The organism is Micromonospora mangrovicola (assembly GCF_047200535.1).
GTDB lineage: Bacteria > Actinomycetota > Actinomycetes > Mycobacteriales > Micromonosporaceae > Micromonospora.
Genome location: NZ_JBJZOG010000069.1, coordinates 1 through 24,854, shown reverse-complemented (window position 1 = coordinate 24,854; position 24,854 = coordinate 1). Strand labels below are relative to the sequence as shown.

30 protein-coding genes and 1 pseudogene are annotated in these 24,854 nt (G+C 71.6%); 13 read left to right on the top strand and 18 right to left on the bottom strand.

All coding sequences use genetic code 11. The features are described 5' to 3' along the window. Positions 1–18 precede the first annotated feature (18 nt). Entirely contained in the window at positions 19–198 is a 180-nt protein-coding gene (locus ACL02O_RS23785; protein WP_412820359.1) for a hypothetical protein, read from the bottom strand. A gap of 423 nt (positions 199–621) precedes the next feature. Here ACL02O_RS23785 and ACL02O_RS23780 point away from each other — a divergent pair, with 423 nt between their 5' ends. The 3 genes and pseudogenes from ACL02O_RS23780 (at position 622) to ACL02O_RS23770 (ending at position 2,170) form a co-directional block, all read left to right on the top strand. After that, positions 622–1,395, top strand: coding sequence for an SDR family oxidoreductase (locus ACL02O_RS23780; RefSeq protein ID WP_412820358.1), 774 nt, complete (start codon positions 622–624; stop codon positions 1,393–1,395). 298 nt (positions 1,396–1,693) lie between these two features. Further along, positions 1,694–1,864: pseudogene (locus tag ACL02O_RS23775) on the top strand (cell division protein DivIVA); the annotation flags it as partial. 96 nt (positions 1,865–1,960) lie between these two features. Continuing rightward, the gene (locus ACL02O_RS23770; RefSeq protein ID WP_412820357.1) at positions 1,961–2,170 is read left to right on the top strand and encodes a hypothetical protein; all 210 of its coding nucleotides are present in this window, start codon (positions 1,961–1,963) and stop codon (positions 2,168–2,170) included. A gap of 22 nt (positions 2,171–2,192) precedes the next feature. Here ACL02O_RS23770 and ACL02O_RS23765 read toward each other — a convergent pair whose 3' ends face one another. Next, a complete protein-coding gene (locus ACL02O_RS23765) occupies positions 2,193–2,645 on the bottom strand; it encodes a GNAT family N-acetyltransferase (protein ID WP_412820356.1) in 453 nt (150 codons plus the stop codon). Positions 2,646–2,949: 304 nt separating this feature from the next. Here ACL02O_RS23765 and ACL02O_RS23760 point away from each other — a divergent pair, with 304 nt between their 5' ends. After that, a complete protein-coding gene (locus tag ACL02O_RS23760; protein WP_412820355.1) occupies positions 2,950–3,594 on the top strand; it encodes a permease-like cell division protein FtsX in 645 nt (214 codons plus the stop codon). A 390-nt stretch (positions 3,595–3,984) separates the two neighbouring features. On the opposite strand, the gene ACL02O_RS23755 is transcribed toward ACL02O_RS23760, so the two are convergent. Beyond that, on the bottom strand, positions 3,985–4,659 hold the full coding sequence (locus ACL02O_RS23755) for a hypothetical protein (RefSeq protein ID WP_412820354.1): 675 nt from the start codon (positions 4,657–4,659) through the stop codon (positions 3,985–3,987). A 488-nt stretch (positions 4,660–5,147) separates the two neighbouring features. Between ACL02O_RS23755 and ACL02O_RS23750 the strand changes: the two genes are divergently transcribed. The 5 genes from ACL02O_RS23750 to ACL02O_RS23730 all read left to right on the top strand — a co-directional run bounded on the left by ACL02O_RS23750 (position 5,148) and on the right by ACL02O_RS23730 (position 6,524). Next, on the top strand, positions 5,148–5,357 hold the full coding sequence (locus ACL02O_RS23750; RefSeq protein ID WP_412820353.1) for a hypothetical protein: 210 nt from the start codon (positions 5,148–5,150) through the stop codon (positions 5,355–5,357). Positions 5,358–5,432: 75 nt separating this feature from the next. Next, positions 5,433–5,696, top strand: coding sequence for a hypothetical protein (locus tag ACL02O_RS23745; RefSeq protein WP_412820352.1), 264 nt, complete (start codon positions 5,433–5,435; stop codon positions 5,694–5,696). Further along, the gene (locus ACL02O_RS23740) at positions 5,693–5,992 is read left to right on the top strand and encodes a hypothetical protein (RefSeq protein WP_412820351.1); all 300 of its coding nucleotides are present in this window, start codon (positions 5,693–5,695) and stop codon (positions 5,990–5,992) included. Before ACL02O_RS23745 ends, ACL02O_RS23740 begins: the two co-directional genes overlap by 4 nt. Further along, entirely contained in the window at positions 5,989–6,330 is a 342-nt protein-coding gene (locus ACL02O_RS23735) for a hypothetical protein (RefSeq protein ID WP_412820350.1), read from the top strand. The genes ACL02O_RS23740 and ACL02O_RS23735 overlap by 4 nt, the downstream gene beginning before the upstream one ends. Then, positions 6,327–6,524: a hypothetical protein gene (locus ACL02O_RS23730; protein ID WP_412820349.1), complete on the top strand. Its 198-nt coding sequence runs from the start codon at positions 6,327–6,329 to the stop codon at positions 6,522–6,524. Before ACL02O_RS23735 ends, ACL02O_RS23730 begins: the two co-directional genes overlap by 4 nt. Positions 6,525–6,646: 122 nt before the next feature. Here ACL02O_RS23730 and ACL02O_RS23725 read toward each other — a convergent pair whose 3' ends face one another. From ACL02O_RS23725 to ACL02O_RS23680, 10 genes are all read right to left on the bottom strand, one after another. After that, the gene (locus ACL02O_RS23725) at positions 6,647–9,247 is read right to left on the bottom strand and encodes a hypothetical protein (protein ID WP_412820348.1); all 2,601 of its coding nucleotides are present in this window, start codon (positions 9,245–9,247) and stop codon (positions 6,647–6,649) included. Between the two features lie 202 nt (positions 9,248–9,449). After that, the gene (locus ACL02O_RS23720) at positions 9,450–10,244 is read right to left on the bottom strand and encodes a hypothetical protein (protein WP_412820347.1); all 795 of its coding nucleotides are present in this window, start codon (positions 10,242–10,244) and stop codon (positions 9,450–9,452) included. A gap of 58 nt (positions 10,245–10,302) precedes the next feature. After that, positions 10,303–10,512, bottom strand: coding sequence for a helix-turn-helix domain-containing protein (locus ACL02O_RS23715; protein ID WP_412820346.1), 210 nt, complete (start codon positions 10,510–10,512; stop codon positions 10,303–10,305). Positions 10,513–10,566: 54 nt separating this feature from the next. Beyond that, positions 10,567–10,902 carry a hypothetical protein gene (locus ACL02O_RS23710; protein WP_412820345.1) on the bottom strand — a complete coding sequence of 112 codons (336 nt, stop codon included), beginning with the start codon at positions 10,900–10,902 and terminating at the stop codon, positions 10,567–10,569. Positions 10,903–11,017: 115 nt separating this feature from the next. After that, the gene (locus ACL02O_RS23705) at positions 11,018–11,284 is read right to left on the bottom strand and encodes a hypothetical protein (protein WP_412820344.1); all 267 of its coding nucleotides are present in this window, start codon (positions 11,282–11,284) and stop codon (positions 11,018–11,020) included. After that, positions 11,281–11,538 (bottom strand): WhiB family transcriptional regulator, encoded by a 258-nt coding sequence (locus ACL02O_RS23700; RefSeq protein WP_412820343.1) that lies wholly within the window; start codon positions 11,536–11,538, stop codon positions 11,281–11,283. The genes ACL02O_RS23705 and ACL02O_RS23700 overlap by 4 nt, the downstream gene beginning before the upstream one ends. After that, positions 11,535–11,726, bottom strand: coding sequence for a hypothetical protein (locus ACL02O_RS23695; RefSeq protein ID WP_412820342.1), 192 nt, complete (start codon positions 11,724–11,726; stop codon positions 11,535–11,537). Before ACL02O_RS23695 ends, ACL02O_RS23700 begins: the two co-directional genes overlap by 4 nt. Next, on the bottom strand, positions 11,723–12,838 hold the full coding sequence (locus tag ACL02O_RS23690; RefSeq protein WP_412820341.1) for an AAA family ATPase: 1,116 nt from the start codon (positions 12,836–12,838) through the stop codon (positions 11,723–11,725). The genes ACL02O_RS23695 and ACL02O_RS23690 overlap by 4 nt, the downstream gene beginning before the upstream one ends. A 149-nt stretch (positions 12,839–12,987) precedes the next feature. Then, positions 12,988–13,260, bottom strand: a complete 273-nt coding sequence (locus ACL02O_RS23685; protein WP_412820340.1) for a hypothetical protein — start codon at positions 13,258–13,260, stop codon at positions 12,988–12,990. A gap of 2 nt (positions 13,261–13,262) precedes the next feature. After that, positions 13,263–13,448 (bottom strand): helix-turn-helix transcriptional regulator, encoded by a 186-nt coding sequence (locus ACL02O_RS23680; RefSeq protein ID WP_412820339.1) that lies wholly within the window; start codon positions 13,446–13,448, stop codon positions 13,263–13,265. 90 nt (positions 13,449–13,538) lie between these two features. On the opposite strand from ACL02O_RS23680, the gene ACL02O_RS23675 reads away from it, so the two are divergent. Both ACL02O_RS23675 and ACL02O_RS23670 read left to right on the top strand, forming a co-directional pair. Next, a complete protein-coding gene (locus tag ACL02O_RS23675; RefSeq protein WP_412820338.1) occupies positions 13,539–14,087 on the top strand; it encodes a helix-turn-helix domain-containing protein in 549 nt (182 codons plus the stop codon). After that, positions 14,074–15,195: a tyrosine-type recombinase/integrase gene (locus tag ACL02O_RS23670; RefSeq protein WP_412820337.1), complete on the top strand. Its 1,122-nt coding sequence runs from the start codon at positions 14,074–14,076 to the stop codon at positions 15,193–15,195. The genes ACL02O_RS23675 and ACL02O_RS23670 overlap by 14 nt, the downstream gene beginning before the upstream one ends. Before the next feature lie 43 nt (positions 15,196–15,238). Here ACL02O_RS23670 and metH read toward each other — a convergent pair whose 3' ends face one another. Continuing rightward, positions 15,239–18,763 (bottom strand): methionine synthase, encoded by a 3,525-nt coding sequence (gene metH, locus ACL02O_RS23665; RefSeq protein WP_412820336.1) that lies wholly within the window; start codon positions 18,761–18,763, stop codon positions 15,239–15,241. A 261-nt stretch (positions 18,764–19,024) separates the two neighbouring features. Between metH and ACL02O_RS23660 the strand changes: the two genes are divergently transcribed. Both ACL02O_RS23660 and ACL02O_RS23655 read left to right on the top strand, forming a co-directional pair. Beyond that, entirely contained in the window at positions 19,025–19,894 is an 870-nt protein-coding gene (locus tag ACL02O_RS23660) for a PAC2 family protein (RefSeq protein WP_412820335.1), read from the top strand. 125 nt (positions 19,895–20,019) lie between these two features. Beyond that, a complete protein-coding gene (locus ACL02O_RS23655; RefSeq protein WP_412820334.1) occupies positions 20,020–20,811 on the top strand; it encodes a GntR family transcriptional regulator in 792 nt (263 codons plus the stop codon). A gap of 139 nt (positions 20,812–20,950) precedes the next feature. On the opposite strand, the gene mshC is transcribed toward ACL02O_RS23655, so the two are convergent. From mshC to ACL02O_RS23635, 4 genes are all read right to left on the bottom strand, one after another. Next, complete coding sequence (gene mshC, locus ACL02O_RS23650) at positions 20,951–22,189, bottom strand: cysteine--1-D-myo-inosityl 2-amino-2-deoxy-alpha-D-glucopyranoside ligase (RefSeq protein ID WP_412820333.1); 1,239 nt, start codon at positions 22,187–22,189, stop codon at positions 20,951–20,953. Positions 22,190–22,256: 67 nt separating this feature from the next. After that, the gene (locus tag ACL02O_RS23645) at positions 22,257–23,075 is read right to left on the bottom strand and encodes an SCO1664 family protein (RefSeq protein ID WP_412820332.1); all 819 of its coding nucleotides are present in this window, start codon (positions 23,073–23,075) and stop codon (positions 22,257–22,259) included. Next, entirely contained in the window at positions 23,072–23,650 is a 579-nt protein-coding gene (locus tag ACL02O_RS23640; protein WP_412820331.1) for a DUF3090 domain-containing protein, read from the bottom strand. Before ACL02O_RS23640 ends, ACL02O_RS23645 begins: the two co-directional genes overlap by 4 nt. Positions 23,651–23,821: 171 nt before the next feature. Next, entirely contained in the window at positions 23,822–24,535 is a 714-nt protein-coding gene (locus ACL02O_RS23635; protein ID WP_412820330.1) for a histidine phosphatase family protein, read from the bottom strand. Positions 24,536–24,854: the final 319 nt, after the last annotated feature.

The following is a 24,854-nucleotide window of genomic DNA, read 5'->3' as shown; positions in this document are numbered from 1 at the left end:
GGCTGATCCGCAGCGGTGTCAGTCCAGGCCGCGCAGGATGTTGGGCTCCGCGTCGTCCTCGCCGAAGCAGCGGTGCATCACCAGCGCGCGGGCCCACAGCTCCAGGCTGCTGGGCGGCCCGACGGCAGGCGCGGCGGCCGGCACGTGCACGGCCGTGGTGGGGTCCGGCGGAACCTTCGATGCCGTGTCGTCGGCCATCTCCGCCCCCTTTCCTCGTACCTCATGCTCACCCCAGTGCCGTGAAACGGCATCTCCCAGGCTGCGTCGGTGCGGCGGAGAGGGGTTGGAGTCGTGGCCGACCCGGGGCTCGCGGTCGGACACCTGCCAGCGTACGACAAAGACTCACCCGCCGTTCACAGAAATTGATCTAGACCGCTACTTCCATGCCGGCCGATATGGAGGCATCCGTCCCCCATTCGGAGCACCAGCTGCCCCGGAGCCCCGCCGGTGACCACCGGGCCTGGACGAAGCGCAACCCGTTGCCGTCCGGGTCGCGGATTGTAGAACTCCGGGAACCGTGAGGGGTGTCGAAGAGCGGCTCCGCCACGTCGGCGCCTGGGCCGACCCGGGCTCGGCGACCGGCTTGACTTCGAGAACGCTCCAACTCCTAGCGTCGTGGTCATGAGCATTTCAACGCCGCCGGGAGTCCCGATGCGGGTGCTGGTGACCGGCGGGACGAGCGGGCTGGGACTCGCGATGGCCTCCGCCCTGGCCACGGCCGGAGCGACGGTCGCGCTGACCGGCCGGTCCGCGGAGCGGGCCGCCGCCGTCGCCGCCGACCTGCCCGCGGCGATCGGCGTCGAGCTGGACGTACGCGACGAGTCGTCGGTGGCCAGGGCCGTCGACCAGGCGTGGTCGCGGCTCGGCGGCATCGACATGTTGGTCAACAATGCCGGGATCGGCATGCGCACGGTCAACCCGCGTTTCATGACCGAGCCGCAGGGCTTCTGGGCGGTACCGGTCGACGGCTTCCGCTCGGTGGTCGACACCAACCTGACCGGTTACTTCCTGGTGGCGCGCGAGGTGACGCCGCGGATGCTGGCCGCCGGCTCCGGCCGCATCGTCAACATCTCGGTGAGCCACTCCACCATGCAACGGGCCGGGTTCGCCCCGTACGGGCCGTCGCGCGCCGGCAGCGAGGCGCTGTCCCGGGTCATGGCCGCCGACCTACGGGGCACCGGGATCACCGTCAACCTGCTGCTGCCCGGTGGCGCCACCGTCACCGGGATGCTCCCCCGCGACGCCGTACCCGAGGGCCGGGAATTCCTGGAGCCCGCGGTGATGGGGCCGCCGATCGTCTGGCTGGCGTCCGACGACGCGGCCGGCGTGCACGACGAACGCATCGTCGCCGCCGACTTCGCGCGCTGGCTGCGGGACCGCGACGGCGGACGGTGAGCCCGCTCGTCGCGCAGGGCTCTCCTGAGCCGTCAAACGAGCGCCGGCTTGACGTGGACTGCGATCATTGGCTCGGATCCGATGTCGACCAGTCCGGGGAGGTCGGATGGCGAGGTCTGCAAGGTCGCTGTCGGCGCTGTTGGTCGGGCTCGGCGCTGGCGCGGTAGGTGGTACCTATCTGGGCGCGGGCGCTTGGTGGCCGGGCGTCATCGCGGCCGTGGCCGGGGTGGCGCTCTTCCTTGCAGGTACCCAACCGACCGCCGCGAGCGAGGAGGCCCCGGTGCGGTCGCCGGTTGAGCGCCCGTCGCTGTCGGGGCTGGGTACCAGAGTCGAGGATATCCTTCGCCTGGTCGAGCAGCAGGCCGACGACTACCGCGCCTCGGCCCGACGCGAGGCGGAGCGCATGCTGTCGGAAGCCCGATCGGAGGCGCGCCTCATCCTGGACCGGGCGCGTGCCGACGCGGCCGCCGCTGCGGAGCCCGAGGTCGACCGACCTTCGGCCGGGCAGTAGGCGGGCCGGATCCGCGAGCGGGTGCCGCCCGGCGCCGCTCGGCCGGCGGACCCGATGCCCCCGTACAGCTACATCGGCGGCAACGTCCACCTCTGGCAGCCGTCCCTGGACGTCGACGCCAACTGGCGGTTCCTCTTCCAACTCGACGGCGGAGAAGGTCACGGCCCTGACGACCCCTACGCCCTCACCTTCGGCGGCGGAACCGGGTACGCGTTCCTCTCCCCGGACCGCCGTGAGGGCCGGTTCTACTGGGACTGCGTCTGACGACCGAGCCGCCGCATCCCGTCTACTCCGGTTGCCAACGGAGCCAGCGCTGGTCGTGCTGGAATCCCACCCGCTGATACAAGGGCACCGCGCGTTCGCTGGAGTGGACGGTCACATGCTCCAGCTCCAGCCTGCGCGCCTCGGCCAGTACGGCCTCCAGCAGGGTCGCACCGACTCCGCTGTCCCGCCGCTCGGGCACCACGTACACCGACTGGACATCGCCGTCGCGCCGACGCGGCCGCCCGGGGCCGGGCACCCGGTCGGCGACCATCAGCCAGGCCGTGCCGACCACGTCACCGTCCACCTCGGCGACGAACGGCAGGTGGGTCGGGAGATGGTTGGCGAGCCAGTCGGTGAACAGCTCCAGGAAGGCCACGCGATCGGCCCCGCGGTAGCCGCCCTCGTCGGTCGCCTGTCGCCACCGGAGGCGGGCCAACGCCGCCGCGTCGGCCGCCGCCGCCACACGTACGGTCACCTGCATCCCGCCTCCTCCCCGTGTGGCCGGTCCCGGGCCGGCCGGGAGAGCCCGCCACACAGTGGACATGATCGCCACGGGTGCTGCTCCGGCCGCGAATCTAGCCCAACCGTCAGTCATGTGGTGGACCCAGGCGCCCGGTCGGCCGATCCTCGCAGCCCGCCGGGCATCGGCGCGGCCGCTCGCGTCACCGGCCGCCGTCGGCCGGACCGGACGCCGCGTCCTCCGTCGGGCCAGGTTGGTCACTCCCGGCGAACTGCCTGAGGGCCGCCGAATGCCGCAGGATCACCTACGATTTCGCCTCATGCGTCGTATCGCGCCGGTACTGGCTCTGCTGCTCCTGGTGGCCCTGCCCGCCTGCACCTCTGAGCCGGAGGGAAGTCGGCACACCACATTGACCCTGCTGCTGAACAACGACGTGACGGCAGAGCAGAAGAGCGCCGTGGAGCAGCGACTACGTGCGATGCCGAGCGTCGAGAACGTCGCATTTGAGAACCGCGAGCAGGCGTACGAGCACCAGAAGGAACTGTTGAAGGACAAGCCGGATCTGCTGGCTGATGCGAAGCCCGAGCACATGCCGGAGTCGTTCCACGCGACCGTCACCGACGTCTCGGTCGCCGAGGCGGTCGATCTCGTGATGGCCACGGTCGACGGGGTCGAGTGGGTCGGGCTCCAGATCGCAGCGGCGAAGCCCCTGCCGTCGCGGATCGGGGTGATCCTCCGGCTGGAGCCAGGCGTGACGGACGAGCAACGGGCGACCGTGGAGAAGGGCGTACGAGCGCTGCGGGGCGCGGAGTCGATGACGTTCGAGGGCAGCGACGCCGCCTACGAGCGCCCGCGCAGGCAGTGCCGGGGCAAGGGCGAACTGGCCACGCAGCTCACCCCCCCCCGATGGCACGTGCGTCGGTGCGGTTCCGGCTCCCCCTGGATCACAAAGAGCCCACGCTGATCGACCTCGACAAACTCAACGGCGTGGAAGCCATGCGCCTGGTGCCAGTGGCGATGGTGTGAGTCCGCGACCGTGGCTGTCCGGCGGCTCGACGTCAGGGGGTTGTGAAGTGACTCCTATGGGCCGGACACCTCGATGTGGGTTGTAAAGGCCATCGATGCAGGAGATGACCTCCACCGCCAGCTCGTGCCGGCTGGGCCGAGCGCGGATCTAGACCAACTCGATCTTCATGGTCGCGAAGAACGTCTCGGCCAGGGCGCTGTCGTAGCAGTCGGCCACCTGCCCATTGCGGCGAGGACGCCGCAGGAGCGCAGGGTCCGGCCAAACTCGAACGACGTGTACTGCGCGGGCGGGTCGGCGGTGCTGGATGGCGATGCCGACGGCGTCGAGTCAGCAGGCCTGCGGGGATCTCGCCACCGCCTTCGGCCTGATGGCGATCGCCGCGGAGCCGCAGCCGGAATCGGCCAGGCTGAACAACAGATCACCGCGGCGGGCCGTCAACCCCGACGCGTCGTCGCCGGTGATCTCCCAGCCGGCGGAGCGAAGCTCCCCGCGGTAGTGCGCCGCCGCCTCGTCGAACGTCACGTCCAGCAGAGTGGTGGCGCACCCGTCGAGACCGGTGCTCCCGCCGCCGGAGAATCGCCACGGATGCTCAAGACCGGCGAAGGCGTCCTGCACGGCGCGGGCCACCGGTTCCGCCTCTGACCCGGCGAACTCCTCGTCGTAGCAGTGGGGCAGCCGCGGCAACCGGTCGTACTTCATCACGGCTGCCTGCGCCCCGGCGGCCAACGCGCCGCCCACACCGACCAGCACCACGGCCACCGCCACGGCCGCCGGCCAGACCGAGCGGCGTCCGAGGGCGAAACCGGCCGCCGCCAGGCCAGCCGTCACCAGCAGCGGCACTGCGGCGAACCGGAGACCGCCCAACGCCCCCTCGGCCCTGGACCCGCTCGTGGTGCCGTACTCGCTCAGGAAGCCGAACGTGAACAGCGCCGCACCGGCCCCGACCACGGCGGAGAGCAGCAGAAAGACCAGCGCACCCCGCGGAGCCCTCTCCGTCGTCATGCCCTTCAGGCTCGCACACTCACGGTGGCAGGCACATCGGCGATCCGTACGCTTGCCGGCCGTGACCAGCTGCGACTGACAGGTCGCCGACGTGAGGAGGGACCGCCATGACGGTTCCCACCACCGGGCAGGCAGTGGGGAAGCCAGCAGAAGGTTCAGCCGACACCGACGGGGGCGCGGTGGGCTGGGATACGGCAACGCTCCTCACCGCACCCGCCGCGCGATCGACCATGCCTTGGCGACGACCCGCCGACCCCGGACGGCGTGGAGACGGCATGACCATGGAGATCACGGCCATTCCGGGTGCTCCGCCGCAGGTCAGCGCGCGTGTGCTGATTACTTGGCGTTGAAGAGATCCCGGCACCTCCGGGACCTGCAGTGACGGCCCGGACAGGGCCAGTGAGCAGGGGAAACAGTACTCACTAACTCTCGCTGACTCACATCGCTTCACGGTGCCGTGTGCCCACGATGTGCCCACGAGGTGCGAAATGCTCAACGTCATCCAGCGAATGCCGCGGACCGTCGTCCGCGTGTCCGTCGCCCTGGTCGTCGCGGTGGTCGCCGGCACGGTAGCCGTCCTCGCCCTCACCGCAGCCGCCCGAGCGTGGAGCGACCTCGGCGCCGCCGTGCTGCTCGCACTCGCCGCCGTGTGGATCCCGCAAGCACTCATCACCGCCGCCCGACACCGGCGGCACTGACCCGACATAAGTCGGGCCCGGACGCGGAGACTGCAACTCCGGCCGGGCCCTTGATCAGGAAGCGAGTCCTGACCCATGGGAAACCTACCCTTTGCCCTGCCCGACTGCGACCAGCCGGCCACCGTGCGGCTGGAGGTGTACGGCCGCGACGCCGCAGGCGACCCGTTCGGCTCCCTGGACGCCGCGGTGTACTGCTGCGAGCAGCACGCCATCGAGACGGTTACCGCCGTCTGGATCGCCGACCTGACGGCGCACAAGGTCGAGCTGGCGCCGGACATCGTCCGGGCGTGCGGCGACTCGTACGTCTTCCCCACCGGCAACCTGGGCGGCCAGCGGTGAGCCGCCGGGCAGTGGTGGTGATGGTCGACGCCGACCGCGCCCGCTGGTTGGGTGCGTGCGCCACCCACGTCTCCGAGCAGGGCTACGAACTCGCGGCGATCGCCGACGCGGCCACCGCGCTGACGATGGTTGCCGAGGGCCGGGCCGACGTGATCGTTGCGGGTACCGGCTCGCATCTGCCGTCGGTGGAGTTCGCGGCCGGCCCGCTCCGCCCGGCCCGGATGTCCCGGGACGTGTCGGACGTCGCCCGGCCTACCCCGGCACCGCAGCGGCGCGCTCAGCGGGTGACCCGGTGAGCCGGCGTCCGGGCCGCTGGTGGCGGCCGACACCACGCCGCAACGTCCGCCCCGCCGTCCGGTCCACGCGCCGCACCCTGCCGACCAGCGGCCGGGTCGGCGAGGTGTGGGAGGCCGGATACCGGGCCGGCCTCGCCGCCGACATTACCCCCGCCGAGCGGGACCGGTACGAGCAGCTGCGCCGCCTGCTCGATGCCGAGGACGATTTGCTCGACGCCGAGGACGATTTGCTCGACGTCGCCGACCAGGCCGGCGTCACCCCGCTGGCTGATGCCGGGTTCGAGGACGAACTGGTGCCCGAGATCGAGGCGTGGCTACGGGAGCAGGACGGCCGGTGACGGTGCAGCGCGGGGACCGGCTGGTGTGGGAACACCCGCTCTGGCCGGTCCCACTGCACATCACAGTGACCCGGGTGGCCCGTGACGGCACCTGGGCGGACATTGACGTGCGCATGTTGACATCGCAGTGGTCGCGGCGTACGCCGCTTCCGCTGCCGAGTCGCTGCCGGCCGGACAACTCGACCGGCGAGTGACCGCCCCACGCGCGCGCGGGCGCGCAACTTTGCGGAGACGCGCAAAGTTTCCGGGGCGCGCGGGCGCGGTCCGGCTGGTCCGGTCGGTGCGGGTGGTCCACCCGGCCGCGGCGGACCCGGCGTCACAGCGCCACCACAGCGGGCAGCCACACGTCGACTTCGGTGCCGGCCGGCCACGCCGCTGACACGCCGTTGACGGCGCGGGCGGACACGGTCGCGGTCTGCGGGCTGGATGTTCCGCTGATCGCCGACACGGTCACCCGCTCCTCACCGACCCGCACGTCCAGCGGGAAGTCCTCGGCGAGGGTGGTCCACACCCCGTTCTCGGCGGTCGACGCGAGCGAGAACGTCTGCCCCTCGTACAGTTGCGCGACGTCCACCGACAGGGTGTGCGACGCCGGCGGGGTGCTGCCCTCCGCCAGCGACAGCTGCGCCTGGGTGGCGCTGGCCGGCGCGGTGCCCCGCACCGTGAGCTGCGCGGGCACACCCGCGGTCACACTGACGGCCGTGCCCGACGTCGAGGACAGCAGCGACCCGCCGCTGTTGCGCCAGATCAGGATGGGTGTGACCGTGCGGGACGCGGCGCACGTCGCGGTGGCGGTCGCCTGATAGACGGTCGCCGCGACGACGGGTGTGTTCGGTGACCGGAACTCGACGCTGGCCGAGCTGCCGTTCGGGGTGCACAGCAGCGCGCCGCCGGAGATCGCCACCGACCCGTTCAGCCCGGACCACCCGAGGGTGCCGCTGCTCGCCGTGAAGTCCCAGGCGGCCAACGCCGTCGGGGCGGCCAACGCCGCGGCGAGCGTCGACCCGTCCGCGGCCACCCGCGCGTCCCCATCGGCCTCGCCGACGTCCCACGGCTGCGCCGGCACCCCCGCAAACGTGATCACCCACGTCCACTCGTCGAACGACTCCGAGTAGCCGGTGACCAGGGTGCGGGCGTCCCCGGCCGCCCACGACGGCAAGCCGACCACCTCGATGACGTCGCCGGTGTCGACGGCGAGCAGCGCCGCCATCCCGGACGGGTCGGCCTGCCAGCCCGGGGCGGCGAGCTGCACCGACAGGGCCGGATACCGGGGTCGGTCCACCGTTCCGAGGTGCACCCGCCACCCGGCCTGATCCGGCAGGGGTGCGTCGTCGTACAGGTTGAGTTCGACTTCGGTGCGGTAGACGCCGACCCCGTCGGGCGGCGCCACCGCGGCGAGCGGCCCGGAGTCCTGCACGGCTCGCGCCGAGCTGCCGTCGGTGCGTTTGACGGTGATGTCGTTGCGCACCTGCGCGTCGTCGTCCACCGGCTCGAACGGCTCGGCGAGCTGCCCGCTGTAGGCGATCGGGGTCGGGGTCTGGTTGTACAAGCTCTCCCGGGTTCGGTAGGCCAGGCCGAGCGCGGTCCGCTGCTCGAACAGATACCCGCCATCCACGGCCACGCACTGATCGGGCAGGTCGGCGAACGAGGCGACCGGCTGCCAACCCATCCGCTGCACCGCGGCGTCCGACACCGCCGGCATGTCCAGCGGTACCCCCTCCTCAGCGCACACCCGGGCGAGCCGGTCCGTTGCCGCCTCGTTGCGCCACGACGACGTCGACCCGAACACGAACACCCCGTACGAGTCCGTCAGGCCCTCCTCGACCGGGGTGTGCTGCGCAGCCCACACGGCGAGGTGCCCGAACGGCATGTTGCTGGTCTGCGTCGCGCCGGTCGCGTTGAGGGTCACCGACGTCGCGCCGGCGAGGGTGCCGGCCACGCTGCCGGTGATGCCGTACGAGCCGAGATACCAGCCGAGCCCGACGTCGATGTTGGCGCCGTTCTGCCACACCCCGAAGTCATACGTGTCCAGCGTGCTGTAGACGCCGGCCGAGTCGATGACGGTGGTGGTCGACCCGGCCGCGTTCGTGGCGACGACCTGCATCCGCAGCGTCGACGTGCGGTGGATCAACTGCCACAGCACGTGGGTGCCGCCCGGCGTGGCCACCTCGCTGATCACGACGTCGCCGGACAGCTTGGTGTAGTCGACGGCCGCGGCCACGGACACCGCCCACGCCGACACGGTCGCGGCGGTCGCCGACGCGGGCAGCGTCGCCGTGACGGTGCCGCCGCCGGCGAGGTTCAGCAGCGCCGCCGTGCCGTACCGGATATCGGTCGCGGCCACCCCGAACGGGGTGTCCTCGATGGCGGCGAACTCGGACGCCCCGACGATCGTGGCTGCGGGGATGCCGGCCAGCGCCGACCCGCCCTGCCCGGCGTCGGTGCCGTCCTCGAGCGGCCAGTAGCCGACCGGGTCGGATGCTTGGATGGTGCGCCGCATCGCCGACCATGACGGCTGCTCGCCCTGCCCGAGCCTGCGGAGGATCCCCGACGCGGTGACGTCGACGTACCGGTCGACCTCGTCGAGGGACCAGCGGGCCGGCCACTCCGACACCTCGCCGTAGAACCGGTCGTAGAGGGTGCCGCCGGCCAGCCCAGCGGACACGCGTAGCGGCGTGTTCCGGCCGAGCAGCCCATACCACTGGCCGGCCCCGTTGCGCGGGCTGTAGTCGCCGGACCGGTTGTCCAGCCGCAGCGAACAGCTACCCGGGGTCGCCCCAGTGCTGTCCGCCGGCTGCCCCCGGTGGATCGACACCGGGCCGCGCACGTCGGCGGTGATGTCCACCCAACCCGTCACCGACCCAAGGTAGAGCTCCACCTTGAACTCGAACCGTGCCCGGGATGCGTGTGCGGTCACTGTGCCACTCCTTATCGGTAACCGTTTTCATCTAGCGGGGTTGAGCGGCCAGGGCCCCCGACAGACCCCGGCCGCCCGCACCCATCGGCGCAGGTGACCTCACCGGCCCCGAAAGGAGGTAAGGAGCCTCAGCCACCTTCGATCCCAAACGCGCGCCATGCCGGAACCGCGCAGGGTGACGTTGACGCCGTACAACACAGAACTAGGGACCGATCCGCGGCGCCCTCGGCGGCATCCACAACACATCCCGCCTCGCCGGCCGCACCGGCACCGGACGCAGATCCACATGCACACCCGGCTTCCACCCGAGCCCATCCGCCACCGCCAGATGCACCTGCTCCGGCAGCTGGCCGACGAAGTACGCGACATCCCGGTCAACGTCCCCACCGAACAGGCGAACCGACCAGCCGCCCAGCTCGTGCAGCAGACCCGCCACCCGCAGCAGCTCCCGCACCTGCTCCGTCGCCCTGGTCGCCACCACCCAATGCCCCATCGCCACCGGATCGGCCTGAATCGACTCCACCGACAGCTCGGGCAGCCGCGGCGGGTTGTACACCCACGGATGCTCCTGCGGCGCGCCGCTGCCCCGCGCGGGCCGCTTCGGCGGCTTCAACACCTTCACCACCGCCGGCACGTCGACCAGGTGCCGGCCAGCGGCCACCGCAGCATCCACCGCCGGCTTGGCCCGGTCGGCGAGCACATCATGCACCGCCAGCACATCGGCCTGCGCAGCGTCGACCGCCCGGCGGCGCAACTCCCGCACCGCAGCGTCCACCACCACCGCCGTGCTTCCCGGCTCCGGGAACCGTCCGGCCGCAGCCTCCAGCGTGGTCCTCCCGTCGACCAGGTCGGCGACCAGGCGGTCCCGCTCCGCCCGAACCCGCGCCCCCGCGGCGTGTTCCGCCGACACCACCTCGCCGACCCGGGCCAGCAGCACCCGCGCCGCCGACAACTCACCGGTCAGGCCGAGCCCGTCCAGCCCCTTCAGCAGCGACATCAGTGCAGCCGTCGACGCGTCCACCGTCCGATGCGGCCGGGGCTCCGGCACAGACAGGTCAGAGCCGCCACTCGGCGGCGGCGGTGCCGTTGAAACGCTCATGGGTGTCCTCCTGGTCGGGTTCCGTCGCGGCCAGATCAGCCAGCACGGTTGGGTGCGAGACGCCCACCTGCCGGGCGATCTCCCGCAGCGACAGGCCATCCGCCCGCAGCCGGCGCACCAGCGCACGGCGCCGGGTACGCAGATCAGCTATCTCGGCGGTGGTCATGGTAAGAATCCTACCAGGACATACGAAGTGTAATTCGCGCATCGCCGTGCCGGTCTACCCCGCGCGCCCCTGCTCCGCCCGCGCCAACCGCGCTGCGTGCCGCGCCCGCAACTCATCCAGAGCCGTCACCTTCGCCGCCACCGGCACCGGTGCGGCCTCCCGCAACGCCTTCAACGTTGCCAGCAACGAACCCACCGTCTGACCCGCCATCCGCTCCCGCACATCCGGCGACATGCCATCCAACGTCTCCGCCAGCATCCGCGCCGCCGCCACCAGAGCGGCATGCTGCGGCCCCAACGGCAACGCCGACACCATTTCCTCCACCGCAGACGCCAAAGAGCCGCGAACAGGCTTCCCGAGCCGTTTCGAGGCCATTTCGACCACCCCCAATCAATGATCCCCCACCCCCTCCGGGGAGAGAGAAAAACCTGAGGGCGGGCTGAGGCGCTGGGGCCCTCTGGGGATAAAGGCGCATCTATATTCGCAGGTTAGAGCGTGTTTACGCTCACCACTTCGTGATCGGGGTGTTCTTCGGGTCCGCCGGCTGTTTGCTGCGTCCGGCTGTGGCTCTGTTGCAGCGCCGGTGTTCGGGTCCGGTGTAGCGGCGCCGGTCGTGGTCGTCGTGTCCGAGGTCCCACGGCTCACCGGGTGGGATGAGTTGTCCGCAGCGGGCGCAGGGGACGGTGCCGGTGGCTACGTACGGCTTCCAGCGGGCGCGGAGTTTCTGGTGCTGCCAGCCGTAGCCGTTGGCGGTGGTGCCGGGTCTGCTCATCGTGGCTTCCAGTTGCGTCGCCGTTCGTTGTGGGTGGTGCCGCCCCACACGCCGTACAGCCGGTCGACGGGCTGCGCGTACGCCCACACGCGGCAGGGTTGCTCGTGTGGGCAGGTGGCGCAGATGGCTTTGGCTTCGGCTTCGTCGCCGGGGCGGAACCATAGGTCCGGGTCGTGGCTGCGGCAGGCGGGTGGCTGGTCGGCGTGGTCGATGAAGGTGGGGCGTGGGGCCCATGTGGTGCGGTGTGCGGTCACGGTGTTGTGGTGTCCCCCGGTTCGTTGAGCAGGTGGGCGGGGAAGCCGGCGGCGATGAGTCGTTGTCTGGCGATGTGTTCGCCGAGGGGTGAGTCGCGCATGAGGGCGCGGACCATGGCGGCGTTGAGCACCATCTCCGGCTGACCATCGATCACCACGACGTCCCAATCGGGTCGCTGCTGGGTCATGCTGCGTCTCCCTGGTTGATCGAAGGGTGCGGCGAAGGGAGCGAAGAGAGCGGGGACACGGACTCCGCACCCTTCGCGCTGTTCGCGCCCCCTTCGAGGTTGAGGACCCACATCCATCCGGCGTCGAACGCACCCTTACGGCTGGTCACACTGGCCCGCTTCTTTGCCCGTTTGAGGGCGTCGCGGCTGAATCCGTTCTTGTCTCCGGCCTTGAAGACGTCGACCGCTTCAGCTTCGCCGCCGTTGTCGGCGAGGTACGACCGGAGCCACGCGGCGCAGTCGTTGCGCTCGTCCCGGTCGTCGCTGGCGGAGTCGTTGAGGATGTCGGTGACGGTGCGGTCGGACTCGCCGAGCCACACCAGCCGGCCGACGTGCGCCGGGCCGAGCCGGGTCGGCACGGTGGTGTCCTCGATGGCGTACTGAAGCGACGGGAGGTCGAGCTTCCCGAGGCTGTTCTTCGTCTGCGTCATGACCCGGCCGCCGTCCTCCCGGTCTACGGCGAAGCCGAACACCGACCGGGGCACGTTCTTGAAGGCGCCGGATCCGGTGATGAGTGAGGACGGGTCGTTGCCGTTGCCCTTGTTGAAGTGGGCGATGCCGAGGACGACGCAGCGGGCCCGGTCGGCGAGCCGGGCGAGCGGGTCGAGTGCGGTCCGTACGTCGCGTTCCCGGTGCGTGTCGATCTTCGCGCCGATCGTCGACATGAGCGGGTCGAGCACCAGCAGGCCGGCGCGAAGCCGGCGGAGCTCGGCCTCAAGCCGGATGTTGTCGAGCGGCAGGGACAGCGTCGTGTCGAGCGCGTCGTCCTGGTAGACCTCGCACCGGTACACCATCGACAGGTCTGCGCCGGCCGCCATCAACCGCGGCACGAGGGTGTGCTTCCACGAGTCCTCCACCGCCGCGTAGATCACGGGTCGGGGTTGGCCGTGGAGCTGCCCGGGAAGGGTGCCGCGGGTGATCTGCGCAGCCAGCCAGATACCAAAGGACGACTTCCCGGTGCCCTCGCGGCCGGCGGCGACGGACAGCGACCCGGACGGGATCCTGCCCTCGCCGTCGTCCTCCCACGCCCACACCACCGGCTCCGGCTCGATGGCCGACGCCGGAGTCAGCACCAGGCGGCGAGCAGGTGCGGAATTCTCCGCAGGTGTCGCAGATGAGACACCTGGAACCATGGTTCCACCTGCTCGATCCTGAACACCTGGCGAGCAGCGGCAGTAGTCCGGCAGCAGCTCCTGGCACACGTCGCAGAACTGGACGTCGCTCACGCGGCGGCCTCCCGGGCAGCCAGGTCCAGCGTCATCCCGCCTGCCGCGTACGGCTCGGGCTCGCGGTGCCGGTCGACGCCGAGCAGGTCGTCAAGCCACGCGGCTGCCCGGCGCCGAGCGACCACCGGGTCACCGCCGCGGCGGCGCAGCCAGGTCGGCACGGCACGCTGCGGACTGTCGGTCAGGTCGGTAACATTGGCCCTGGTCTTGCCGACCTGCTGTGATGCCGCCCCGGAGTCGTCGCCGGGGCGGTTTCTCGTCTCCGCCATGATCAGGCCGCCGCCCTCGACTGCTGGTCGAGCCAGCTCTCCACGTCGGACCAGCGCCAGCGCAGCCGGGTACCGATCTTGGCCGCTCGCGGTGCCTTGCCGCGGTACCTCAGTTGATGGAGCGCGCCGACCGTGATGCCGAGATACTCGGCGACTTCCTCGGTAGTGACAAGCTTCGGTCTGCTCATGGATGTGACTCCAGTTCTCATAGAAGAGGACTTGGAGCACCCTAACGGATTCTCTTGCGTGTCCACAAGAACTCACGCTAGGGTGACACCATGTCACATGAGCCGCAGTCGTTGGAGCCCACGAGGGCAATCGCGCAACGGGTCAAGAAGCTCCGGGGACGGCTTGGCCTGACCGCTGCGCAGCTCGCCGAGCGGATGAATGCCGTGGGGTTCCGATGGGACCGGTTCACGGTGCAGAACCTGGAGAACGGCCGCCGACGCAACGTCACCGTCGAGGAATTCCTGGCGCTGGCCTACGTGCTGTCGGTCGCCCCGGTGCACCTACTCGTCCCGATCGACGCCGAGCAGACCGACCTGTACGCCGCGACGCCAGAGGGGCAGGGGTCACGGATGCAGACCACGTTCGCCCGGTCATGGGTCCGTGGCCACGGAGCAGCCACCGGGCAGGACCGCAGGGTGTACTTCTCCGAGGTGCCCGATGTGGATTGGGACCGGGAGCGACCCGGCGTCGAGAAGATGGAGTGGTCGCCGGACATGGCGGACGGCGTGCGGCGCGACATCGAAGAAGGACGCATCGACCCTGAGCGGGGGCGCGCCCTGCTGGCATTCCTGGAGAGCCTGCGCCATGGCGAGCGTTGAGAAGGATCCGACCCGGCGTAAGACGCCGTGGGTGGTCCGCTGGCGCGACGAGGCCGGCAAGCAGCGCAAGCAGGGCTTCGCGCGGAAGGTCGACGCCGACCGGCACCGCGCGAAGGTCGAGCACCAGCTGGCCACCGGCGCCTACGTCGACCCGGCCGCCGGACGGGTGACGTTCGAGGCGTACGCCGAGCAGTGGCGGGCGATGCAGCCGCACCGGCCGAACACCGCGGCGCGTACCCGGTCGCAGCTCGCCAGGCACGTCTACCCGGTGCTCGGATCCCGGCCGCTGGCGCAGATCCAGGCCAGCGAGCTACAGGCGTTCGTGACCGGCTTGTCGGTCGCCCCGTCGTCGGTCCGGCCGATCTGGGCGACCGTGCGGGCGATCCTGTCGGCGGCCGTGCGTGACCGGCGGATCCAGTACGACCCGGCGGACCGGGTCAAGCTGCCCGAGCTGCCGCGCCAGCAGATCAGCCCGCTAACCGTCGAGCAGGTCGACCGGCTCGCCGGCGCCATGCCGGCCCGGTACCGGGCGTTCGTGGTGGTCGGTGCGGCGACCGGGCTGCGGCAGGGCGAGCTGTTCGGCCTCCAGGTCGCCGACGTCGACTTTCTCCGCCGGACGCTGACCGTCGAGCGGCAGGTCCAGCCCGGACAGGGTGGCGCGGTCGAGCCGGGTCCGCTGAAGAACCGGCACAGCTACCGGACGCTGCCGGTCGGCCGGGTCGTGGTCGACGCCCTAGCGGCGCACCTCGAGGCCTACGGCTCCCGGGGCCGGGAAGCGTACGTGTTCCGGGACGACGACGGGCAGCCGCTGCACCGGAACCGCTTCAACCGGCACGTCTGGGCGCCGGCCCGGGTCGCGGCCGGCCTGCCCGAGGTGACCTGCCACGACATGCGGCACTTCTACGCCAGCGTCCTGATCGGAGCCGGCCACAACCCGAAGGCGGTAGCGGAGCGGCTCGGCCACGCCGACCCGGCCATGACGCTGCGGGTGTACACCCACCTGTGGCCCAGCGATGAGGACCGGACACGGCAGGCGATCGACGACGTTTTTGCCGGCTCCGGCAAGAAGTCCAGTGTGCCCACCATGCGCCCAAGTCGGGAGGCGTGACACATGTTCGAGCAGGTCAACGCACGTGCGCCCCCGCTGTACGCTATTTGGCGTTGAAGTAGTTCGCCTCCGGGTGGTGCACCACGATGGCGTCGGTCGCCTGCTCCGGCACCAGCTGGAACTCCTCGGACAGCTGCACCCCGATCCGCTCCGCGCCCAGCAGTTCCACGATCTTCGCCCGGTCCTCCAGGTCCGGGCAGGCGGGGTAGCCGAACGCGTACCGGCAGCCCCGGTAGTCGGTGCGCAGCACTCCGGCCAGGTCGGCCGGGTCGGCGTCGGCGACGGTGCCCCCGCCCGGCAGGGTCAGTTCGGAGCGGATCCGCCCGTGCCAGTACTCGGCCAGCGCCTCGGTGAGCTGCACCGACAGGCCGTGCACCTCCAGGTAGTCGCGGTACTCGTTGCCGGCGAACATCTTCGCCGTATACTCGCTGATCGGCTGGCCGACGGTGACCAACTGCAACGCGACCACGTCCAACTGGCCGCCCTCCGGCCGGAAGAAGTCGGCCAGGCAGAGCCGCCGCTCCTGCCGCTGCCGCGGGAAGGTGAACCGGGCCCGCTCACGCTGCCCCTGCTCGTCCAGCACCACGAGGTCGTTGCCCTCCGAGTACGCCGGGAAGTAGCCGTACACGACGGCCGCCTCGAGGACCTGGTCGGCGGTGAGCCGGTCCAGCCAGTAGCGCAGCCGCGGCCGGCCCTCGGTCTCCACGAGCTCCTCGTACGACGGGCCCTGTCCGCCTCGGGACCCGCGCAGCCCCCACTGGCCGAGGAAGGTGGCCCGCTCGTCGAGCAGCGCCGCGTAGTCCGCGAGGGGCACTCCCTTGACCACCCGGGTGCCGAAGAACGGCGGGGCGGGTACGGCCACGTCGGTGGCCACGTCGGAACGGACCGAGGCGTCGTCCAGTTCGGGCAGCGCCTCGCGGACCATGGCCCGCTGCCGCTCCCGCCGCTCGCGGCGGGCCGCGAGGGCGGCCTCCCGCTCCGGGTCGACCAGCGGGGCGCCGCCGCGCTTGGCCGCCATCACCCGGTCCATCAGGGAAAGCCCCTCGAACGCGTCCCGGGCGTAGTGCACCTGACCGGGGAACATCGACCGCAGGTCGTCCTCGACGTAGGCCCGGGTGAGCGCCGCCCCGCCGAGCAGGACCGGCCACCTTTCGGCGACCCCCCGCCCGGCCATCTCGGTCAGGTTCTCCTTCATGATGACCGTGCTCTTGACCAGCAGCCCGGACATGCCGATCGCATCGGCCCGGTGCTCCTCGGCGGCGTCGAGGATCGCGTTGATCGGCTGCTTGATGCCGATGTTGACGACCTCGTAGCCGTTGTTGGACAGGATGATGTCGACCAGGTTCTTGCCGATGTCGTGCACGTCGCCCTTGACGGTGGCAAGAACAATTCGGCCCTTGCCGGCTGAGTCCCCGGTGTCGGTCTTCTCCATGTGCGGCTCCAGGTACGCCACCGCGGTCTTCATCACCTCGGCGGACTGGAGCACGAACGGCAGTTGCATCTGCCCGGAGCCGAACAGCTCGCCGACCACCTTCATGCCGTCCAGCAGCAGGTCGTTGATGATCGACAGCGGCGCACGCCCCTCGGCCATCGCAGTGTCCAGGTCGGCCTCCAGGCCGTTGCGCTCACCGTCGATGATCCGTCGCTTGAGCCGCTCGTCCAGCGGCAGCGCGGCCAGTTCCTCGGCCCGGGTGGCTCGGGCGGAAGCGGCGTCGACGCCCTCGAAGATCTCGATGAACCGCTGCACGGGGTCGTGCCCGGCGTCGCGGCGGTCGTAGACCAGGTCGAGGGCCGCCTCGCGCTGCTCGTCGGGGATCTTCGACATCGGCAGGATCTTGCTGGCGTGCACGATCGCCGAGGTGAGGCCGGCCTGCGCGCACTCGTGCAGGAAGACCGAGTTGAGCACCTGCCGGGCGGCCGGGTTCAGTCCGAACGAGACGTTGGAGATGCCGAGGGTGAAGTTGACCCCCGGGTAGCGGGTGGCGATCTCGCGGATGGCCTCGATGGTCTCGATGCCGTCGCGGCGGGTCTCCTCCTGGCCGGTGGCGATCGGGAAGGTCAGCGCGTCGATGAGGATGTCCTGGCGGCGCATCCCCCACCGGCCGGTCAGGTCCTCGATCAGCCGGACCGCGACGCGTACCTTCCAGTCCCGGGTGCGGGCCTGACCCTCCTCGTCGATGAGCAGGGCGACCACCGCGGCGCCGTGCTCCTTGACCACCGGCATCACCCGCGCGTAGCGGGAGTCCGGGCCGTCGCCGTCCTCGAAGTTCACCGAGTTGACCACGCAGCGCCCACCGAGCATCTCCAGCCCGGCCTCGACAACCGCCGGCTCGGTGGAGTCCAGCATGATCGGCAGGGTGGAGGCGGTGGCGAACCGGCCGGCCAGTTCCCGCATGTCGGTGGTGCCGTCCCGGCCGACGTAGTCGACGCAGAGGTCGAGCAGGTGCGAGCCGTCCCGGGCCTGGCCGCGGGCGATCTCCACGCAGGCCTGCCAGTCGGCGGCGAGCATGGCCTCGCGGAATGCCTTGGAGCCGTTGGCGTTGGTCCGCTCCCCCACCATGAGGATGCTGGCGTCCTGGGCAAACGGTACGTGGTGGTAGATCGAGGAGATTCCGGGCTCCGGCCGGGGCTCACGGGCCACCGGCCGGGTGCCGCGCAGCCGCTCCACCAGCACCCGGATGTGCTCGGGGGTGGTGCCGCAACAGCCGCCGACCAGCGAGACGCCGTAGTCGGCGACGAACCGCTCCATGGCGTCGGCCAACTCCACCGGGGTCAGCGGGAAGTACGCCCCGTCGGCGGTCAGCACCGGCAGGCCGGCGTTGGGCATCACCGAGATCGGGACCCGCGCGTGCCGGGACAGGTAGCGCAGGTGCTCGCCCATCTCGGCCGGGCCGGTGGAGCAGTTGAGGCCGACCAGGTCCACGCCGAGCGGCTCGATGGCGGTCAGCGCGGCGCCGATCTCGCTGCCCAGCAGCATGGTGCCGGTGGTCTCCATGGCGACCTGGCAGATGATCGGGACGTCCCGACCCAGCTCCGCCCGGGCCCGCTTCGAACCCACCACGGCGGCCTTGACCTGGAGCAGGTCCTGGCAGGTCTCGATGATCAGCGCGTCGGCCCCGCCGGCGATCAGGCCGGCGGCGTTCTCCTGGTACGCGTCGCGCAACGAGGCGTAGCCGGCGTGCCCCAGGGTGGGCAGCTTGGTGCCCGGCCCCATCGAGCCGAGCACGAACCGCGGCTGCTCCGGCGTGGCGTACGTGTCGGCGGCCTCCCGGGCCAGCCGGGCGCCCGCCGCGGACAGCTCGCGGATCCGCTCGGCGATGCCGTACTCGGCAAGGTTCGGCAGGTTCGCGCCGAAGGTGTTGGTCTCGACGCAGTCCGCCCCGGCGGCCAGGTACGCCTCGTGCACGCCCCGGACGACGTCCGGCCGGGTGACGTTGAGGATCTCGTTGCAGCCCTCGAGGCCGTCGAAGTCGTCCAGGGTCAGGTCGGCGGCGTGGAGCATCGTCCCCATCGCGCCGTCGGCGATGAGGATCCGGTCGGCCAGCACATCGAGCAACGAAGTCCGCACAGAGCCAGGTTAGTGCGGCAATTCGGGACGGGGTCGTCGCACGCACGGGTTCCCACATACTGTCAGCCGGATCACCGTGCACCCTTAATCCTTTTCGTCCGGCTGATCGACCCCGCCGACCGGCGCGGCCGACGGGCCGCATCCCGCGCCGCCACGTAGGCTGGCGGACGTGAAGGACATCAGGGACGCGACCGTGCACGGCGGGCGGACGTCCGGGCGGGGACCCGGAGCCGCTCCCGACGAGCAGGGTGAGGTGACGGCGTGACCGAGTTCGACGGGCTGCCGGTGCTGCGGTCCCCGGTCGCCATCGCGGCCTTCGAGGGGTGGAACGACGCCGCGGACGCCTCGACGGCCGCCGTGGAGCACCTGGAGCAGGTCTGGCAGGCCCGGCAGGTGACCGAGCTGGATCCGGAGGACTTCTACGACTTCCAGGTGAGCCGGCCGACCATCACCATGGCCGAGGGCGAGACCCGGCGGGTGGAGTGGCCGACCACGCGCTTCATGGTCGCCAGCCCCGAGGGCACCGAACGGGACGTGGTGCTGATCCGGGGCATCGAGCCGAGCATGCGCTGGCGGACCTTCTGCGAGCAGGTGCTGGAGATCTGCCACAGCCTGGAGGTCGAGCGGGTCGTGCTGCTCGGCGCCCTGCTGGCCGACGTGCCGTACACCCGGCCGCTGCCGATCAGCGGCAGCGCGTCGGACGCCGACGCGGCGAAGCGTTACCAGCTCACCCCCACCCGCTACGACGGCCCGACCGGCATCGTCGGGGTGCTGCACGACGCCTGCGCCCGGGCCGAGGTCGACGCGGTCTCGTTCTGGGTGCACGTGCCGCACTACGCCAACAACCCGCCCTGCCCGAAGGCCACCCTCGCGCTGCTGCACCGGGTCGAGGACGTGCTCGACCTGCCGGTGCCGATGGCCGACCTCGCCGAGGAGGCCGCCGAGTGGGAGCAGCGGGTGCGCAGCGCCGCCGAGCAGGACGCCGAGCTGGGCGAGTACGTCCGCGAGCTGGAGGAGCGGGTCGGCGACGCCGGCATCACCCCGCTGACCGGTGACGAGATCGCCCAGGAGTTCGAGAAGTACCTGCGCCGCCGGGGCGGCTCCGCCGGCCCGACCGCGGGCTCCTGGTAAGCCCCACCCCCCGACCTGACACGCGGAAGCCGGGCCTGCCGAGTGCCCGGCTTTCGCGTGTCAGTGGTGGCGCCGTCACCGCCGCTACGGCATCCTAGGAACCTAGCTGTCATGAGGAGGCGGGCATGCAGATCAACCCGGGGGCGGCCGAGTTCCCGCACCGGCAGATCGCCGCGCAGCTGAAGGCGCAGGTCCGCCGGGGCGACTGGGCGCCGGGCGAACGACTGCCGTCCATCCCGGCCATCGCCGAGATGTTCGGCGTGGCGAAGCAGACCGTGCAGCGCGCCGTCGACCAGCTGCGGGTCGAGGGCATCCTGATCACCAAGCCCGGCTCGGGTACGTACGTCCGGGGCACCCGGCGCCGGCTCAACCGGCTCGCCCGGGGCCGCTACGGCGGCTTCCGCGGCTACCACACCGACCTCGCCGCCCGGTACAAGCAGCAGCTCGTCTCCGTCGGCCGCTCCCCCGCCCCGCCCGAGGTGGCCGACGCGTTCGGGGTGCCCGACGGCACCGAACTGCTCTGCCGGCGGCACCTGGTCCGCACCGACGAGTCACCGGTCGAGGTCGGCACCTCGTGGTTCCTGCCGGCCGACACCGCCGGCACGTCACTCGAACGGGCCGAGGCGTTCGGCCGCCCGCTCTACCAGGAGGCGGAGGAGGCCACCGGCCGCCGGTACGCCACTGCGGCCGACACCATCAGCGCCCGCCAGCCCAGCCGGGAGGAGGCCGAGACGCTGCAGATCCGCCCCGACACCCCGGTGCTGCACCTCCTGCACGTCGCATACGACGAGCGGCGCAAGCCGATCGAGGTCGCCCAGGCCACCTGGCCCGGCCCGATGACCACGCTCACCGAGGAGTACAAGATCCCCGCCCCGGCCGAGGAACCCGACCCCGATCCCGGCCTCGTCCTCGGCTGACCGCCCCGCCGCTCCACCCCGCCGTCGCGTCCCAACCCCGCGCAGATTCACGGAAATAGTGGCTGTCCGAGCTCGGACAGCCACTATTTCCGTGAACGAGGGCGCATCGAGGCCGGGCGGGGCGGAAAGGTGGTGTCGGTCAGAGGCGGATGCCTAGGAGGGCGTCGACGGTGTCGGCGAAGAGCTGCGGGGCTGCCGCGTCGTCGGCGACACCGGCGAGGGCGCGCTCGGCCCACGCGTCGGCCACCGCCAGCGCGCCGGCGGTGTCGAGGTCGTCGGCGAGGCGGGCGCGTACCCCGGCCAGCAGTTCGTCCCCACGAGGGCCGGCCGGCGCGGCGGCGGCCCGGCGCCAACGGGCCAGCCGCTCCTCGGCGACGGTGAGCAGTTCCTGGGTCCACGAGCGGTCGGTGCGGTAGTGCCCGCTGATCAGGGCCAACCGGACCGCCATCGGGTCGACGTGGTCCGCCCGGAGCCGCGAGACGAAGACCAGGTTCCCCCGGGACTTCGACATCTTCTCGCCGTCCAGGCCGATCATGCCGGCGTGCACGTAGTGCTCGGCGAACGGAGCCTGACCGGTGAGCCGCTCCGCGTGCGCCGCCGAGCACTCGTGGTGCGGGAAGAGCAGGTCGTTCCCGCCGCCCTGCACCTCGATCCGGTCGCCGAGCAGGTTCAGCGCGATCACCGCGCACTCGATGTGCCAGCCCGGCCGGCCCGAGCCCAGCTCACTGCCCGGCCAGGATGGCTCGCCCTCCCGGGCGCCCCGCCACAGCAGCGGGTCGAGCGGGTCACGCTTGCCGGCCCGGTCCGGGTCGCCGCCGCGCTCCGGGAAAATCTCCAGCATCTCCGCCCGGGACAGGTTGGACTCGTAGCCGAACCCGGGGGCGGCGCCGACGTCGAAGTAGACGTCGCCGCTGCCGTCGTCCAGCCGGTACGCGGCGCCGTCCTTGAGCAGGACGAGCACCTTCTCCGCGATGTCCGGAATCGACTCGACCGCACCGACGTAGTGCTCCGGCGGGATGATCCGCAGCGCCTCCATGTCCTCGCGGAACAGCGCGGTCTCCCGCATCGCGAGGACCTTCCAGTCCTCGCCGTCGCGCTCGGCCCGCTCCAGCAGCGGGTCGTCGATGTCGGTGACGTTCTGCACGTAGCGCACGGTCAGGCCGGCGTCGCGCCACATCCGCTGCACCAGATCGAAGGTTATCATGGTGGCGGCGTGGCCGAGGTGGGTGGCGTCGTACGGGGTGATGCCGCAGACGTACATCGTGGCGACGCCGTCGGGTCGGCTGGGCTGGACACCTTGTCGCGCCGAGTCGTACAACCTCAGTGGCTCGCCCTCACCCGGCAGCCGTGGCACCTCGTGTCCCGCCCAAGACTCCATGACCGCCAGCCTAACGATCCGTCAGGCGCCCGGCTGCGATCCCCCTGGTGATCAACGCGACAACGGCTCACATGGGCGGCCAGGGCATCGCCGGCCAGTCCTCCGAGGGCAGCGGGAACCGGTTGGTCTCGCGCAGCCGCTCCACCCGGGCCGCCAGCTCGGCGACCTCGCTGATGGTCAGGTGGTCGGCGAGCTCGTCGCCGAGGGCACCGCCGAGCTGGCCGGCCAGCCCGTCGAGCATCTCCACCGCGTCCGGGGGCAGCTCCCGACCGGCCCAGCCCCAGAGGACCGTGCGCAGCTTCTCCTCGACGTGGAAGCAGACCCCGTGGTCGACCCCGTAGATCCGGTCGTCCTGGCCCACGATGACGTGCCCGCCCTTGCGGTCCGCGTTGTTGATCACCGCGTCGAGGACGGCGAGGCGGGCCAGCCGCGGGTCGTCGGCGTGCGCCAGGGCGTACGCGGCCCCGTCGTCGTCCCGGGCCGCCGCGACCGGGAACCAGCGCGGCGGCAGCGTCCCGGCCGGCACGAACCCGACCAGCGGCTCGGTGCCCTCCGGCTCGTCGATCCAGAGCTGGCAGGAACCGGGCCCGAACGGGCCGTCACGCAGCACCGTGGGCGGCACCAGGTCCCAGCCGGTGGCCCGGGAGACCAGGTACGCGGACACCTCCCGGCCGGCGAGCGTCCCGTCCGGGAAGTCCCAGAGCGGTCGCTCGCCGCGTACCGGCTTGTAGACGCAGCGGGCGGTCATCCCGTCCAGGGTGAGGATGCCGCGCAGGGTGGTGTTGGAGGCGTCGACCAGCCGCCCCTCCAGGTCCAGCTCACCGTCGCTGAGCAGTCGCAACGCGGCGGCGCCGTCCTGGCGGGGCTGAAGTTCCGACGAGGTCACCGGTGATAACCGTTGTGCCGCGGACAGAGGTGGCCCGCCGGGTCCAACGGCTGGCCGCAGAGCGGGCAGGGCGGACGGCCGGCGTTGACCACCCGACGGGCCCGCTCGATGAAGGCGCGGGTCGCCGCGGGGGTCAGCCGGACCCGGAGCCGGTCGAGGTCGTCGTCCGGCTCGTCCGGGTCCTCGTCCTCGTCGTCGTCGGCGTCGCCCAGCTCGACCTCGACCTCCGCCTCCCCGACGGCGATCGCCTCGATCACCACGGTGGCGGTGTCCACGTCGAAGGCCAGGCCCAGCGTGCCGACCCGGAACTCCTCGTCGACCGGCGTGTCCAGCGGGTCGTTGTCGCCGACGGCCGGGCCGGTCTCCGGCAGATCCACGCCGAACCGGCGCTGCGCCTCGGAGAGCAGTTCCTCCAGCTTCTCGGCGAGCAGGGACACCTGGACCTTCTCCAGCGCGACGCTGACCAGCCGGCCTCCGCCGCGCGCCTGGAGGAAGAACGTACGCTCCCCCGGCGGGCCGACGGTTCCGGCGACGAACCGCTCCGGCGGTTCGAAGGCGTGCACCTGGTGGGTCATACCCACGACCCTATCCGGAGGGTGGGAGCGTCGCGCAGCCCACCGACGCCGAATCCGCCGAGGGCGAAACGCCGGGACCCGGCCGGGCGGTCCCCGGGCGTGGCGGGCCGGCTCACCGGCACACCTCGGTTCGCGGGCGCGGGACTCGCCGAATCGGCTCACTTCTCACGCTCACGGCGCCGCCCCCGCGCCACCGCCGACCGCGGCGTCCGAGTCCGTCGACCGCGCCGCCCGCCGCCGGCGCTTGCGCGGCGGCGGCACCAGAGCGACCAGGTCACCGCCGGTGTCGTTGAGCCGGACCAGGAACGGGCGCAGCGGTGTGTAGCGGATCGCGGTAACCGACGCCGGGTCCGCCACGATCCGCTGGAACAGATCCAGGTGTACGCCGAGCGCGTCCGCCACGATGGCCTTGATCACATCGCCGTGGCTGCACGCCAACCACACCGCCTCCGGCCCGTGCTCGGCGGAGATCCGGGCGTCCCAGGCGCGCACGGCGGCCACCGCCCGCGCCGACATCGCCGCCATCGACTCCCCCTCCGGGAAGACGGCGGCGCTCGGGTGCTGCTGGACCACCGGCCAGAGCGGCTCCTTGGCCAACTTCTTCAGCGGCTGCCCCTCCCAGCCGCCGTACCCGCACTCGATGAGCCCCTCCTCCACGGCTGGCTCGACCTCCGGCAGGGCCAGCCCGAGCGTCTGCCGGCAACGGATCAGCGGGCTGGTCACCACCGCCGCGAGGGGAAGCCCCTTCAGCCGCTCACCGACCGCCGTGGCCTGGGCCCGGCCGGTCTCGTCCAGCTCGACCGGTTGCCGGCCGGCCAGGCCACCGTCGGCGTTCGCGGTGGTCCGGCCGTGTCGCAGGAGCAGAAGGGTCGCCACGGTGACCACCCTAGGGCTTGTCCCCCCGTCCTTCCGGTCTGGTCCAGGGTCTCCACCCGTGGTCGCCGTTCCCGGCGCGGCGCGTCGTGCTCCCGCTGCGGCCCTGCCCGGTCCCGGCATCCCCTCCTGCGAGGTTGCTGCCGTCGTGTCCGGAACCCAGCCGTGTGTCGGGGCGGACCTGACCCGCTGATCGACTCAGGTTGCGGCATGGCGCGGTTGCCGTGGGTGGGCGTGGGTGGGTGGTCGGCGCGGGTTGCGGCGGGTCGGGGTGTCGTGGGTTCGGGATGCGGTGGTTTGCGTCGTGTCGTATGGATCAAGCCCGGTGACG

Bases quoted from the DNA above. Each gene is read 5' to 3' on its own strand.
- ACL02O_RS23785 (WP_412820359.1), bottom strand. From the start codon at position 198: ATGGCCGACGACACGGCATCGAAGGTTCCGCCGGACCCCACCACGGCC.
- ACL02O_RS23780 (WP_412820358.1), top strand. From the start codon at position 622: ATGAGCATTTCAACGCCGCCGGGAGTCCCGATGCGGGTGCTGGTGACC.
- ACL02O_RS23770 (WP_412820357.1), top strand. From the start codon at position 1,961: ATGCCCCCGTACAGCTACATCGGCGGCAACGTCCACCTCTGGCAGCCG.
- ACL02O_RS23760 (WP_412820355.1), top strand. From the start codon at position 2,950: ATGCGTCGTATCGCGCCGGTACTGGCTCTGCTGCTCCTGGTGGCCCTG.
- ACL02O_RS23755 (WP_412820354.1), bottom strand. From the start codon at position 4,659: ATGACGACGGAGAGGGCTCCGCGGGGTGCGCTGGTCTTTCTGCTGCTC.
- ACL02O_RS23750 (WP_412820353.1), top strand. From the start codon at position 5,148: ATGCTCAACGTCATCCAGCGAATGCCGCGGACCGTCGTCCGCGTGTCC.
- ACL02O_RS23745 (WP_412820352.1), top strand. From the start codon at position 5,433: ATGGGAAACCTACCCTTTGCCCTGCCCGACTGCGACCAGCCGGCCACC.
- ACL02O_RS23720 (WP_412820347.1), bottom strand. From the start codon at position 10,244: ATGTCGCTGCTGAAGGGGCTGGACGGGCTCGGCCTGACCGGTGAGTTG.
- ACL02O_RS23715 (WP_412820346.1), bottom strand. From the start codon at position 10,512: ATGACCACCGCCGAGATAGCTGATCTGCGTACCCGGCGCCGTGCGCTG.
- ACL02O_RS23705 (WP_412820344.1), bottom strand. From the start codon at position 11,284: ATGAGCAGACCCGGCACCACCGCCAACGGCTACGGCTGGCAGCACCAG.
- ACL02O_RS23695 (WP_412820342.1), bottom strand. From the start codon at position 11,726: ATGACCCAGCAGCGACCCGATTGGGACGTCGTGGTGATCGATGGTCAG.
- ACL02O_RS23685 (WP_412820340.1), bottom strand. From the start codon at position 13,260: ATGGCGGAGACGAGAAACCGCCCCGGCGACGACTCCGGGGCGGCATCA.
- ACL02O_RS23680 (WP_412820339.1), bottom strand. From the start codon at position 13,448: ATGAGCAGACCGAAGCTTGTCACTACCGAGGAAGTCGCCGAGTATCTC.
- ACL02O_RS23675 (WP_412820338.1), top strand. From the start codon at position 13,539: ATGTCACATGAGCCGCAGTCGTTGGAGCCCACGAGGGCAATCGCGCAA.
- ACL02O_RS23670 (WP_412820337.1), top strand. From the start codon at position 14,074: ATGGCGAGCGTTGAGAAGGATCCGACCCGGCGTAAGACGCCGTGGGTG.
- ACL02O_RS23655 (WP_412820334.1), top strand. From the start codon at position 20,020: ATGCAGATCAACCCGGGGGCGGCCGAGTTCCCGCACCGGCAGATCGCC.
- mshC (WP_412820333.1), bottom strand. From the start codon at position 22,189: ATGGAGTCTTGGGCGGGACACGAGGTGCCACGGCTGCCGGGTGAGGGC.
- ACL02O_RS23640 (WP_412820331.1), bottom strand. From the start codon at position 23,650: ATGACCCACCAGGTGCACGCCTTCGAACCGCCGGAGCGGTTCGTCGCC.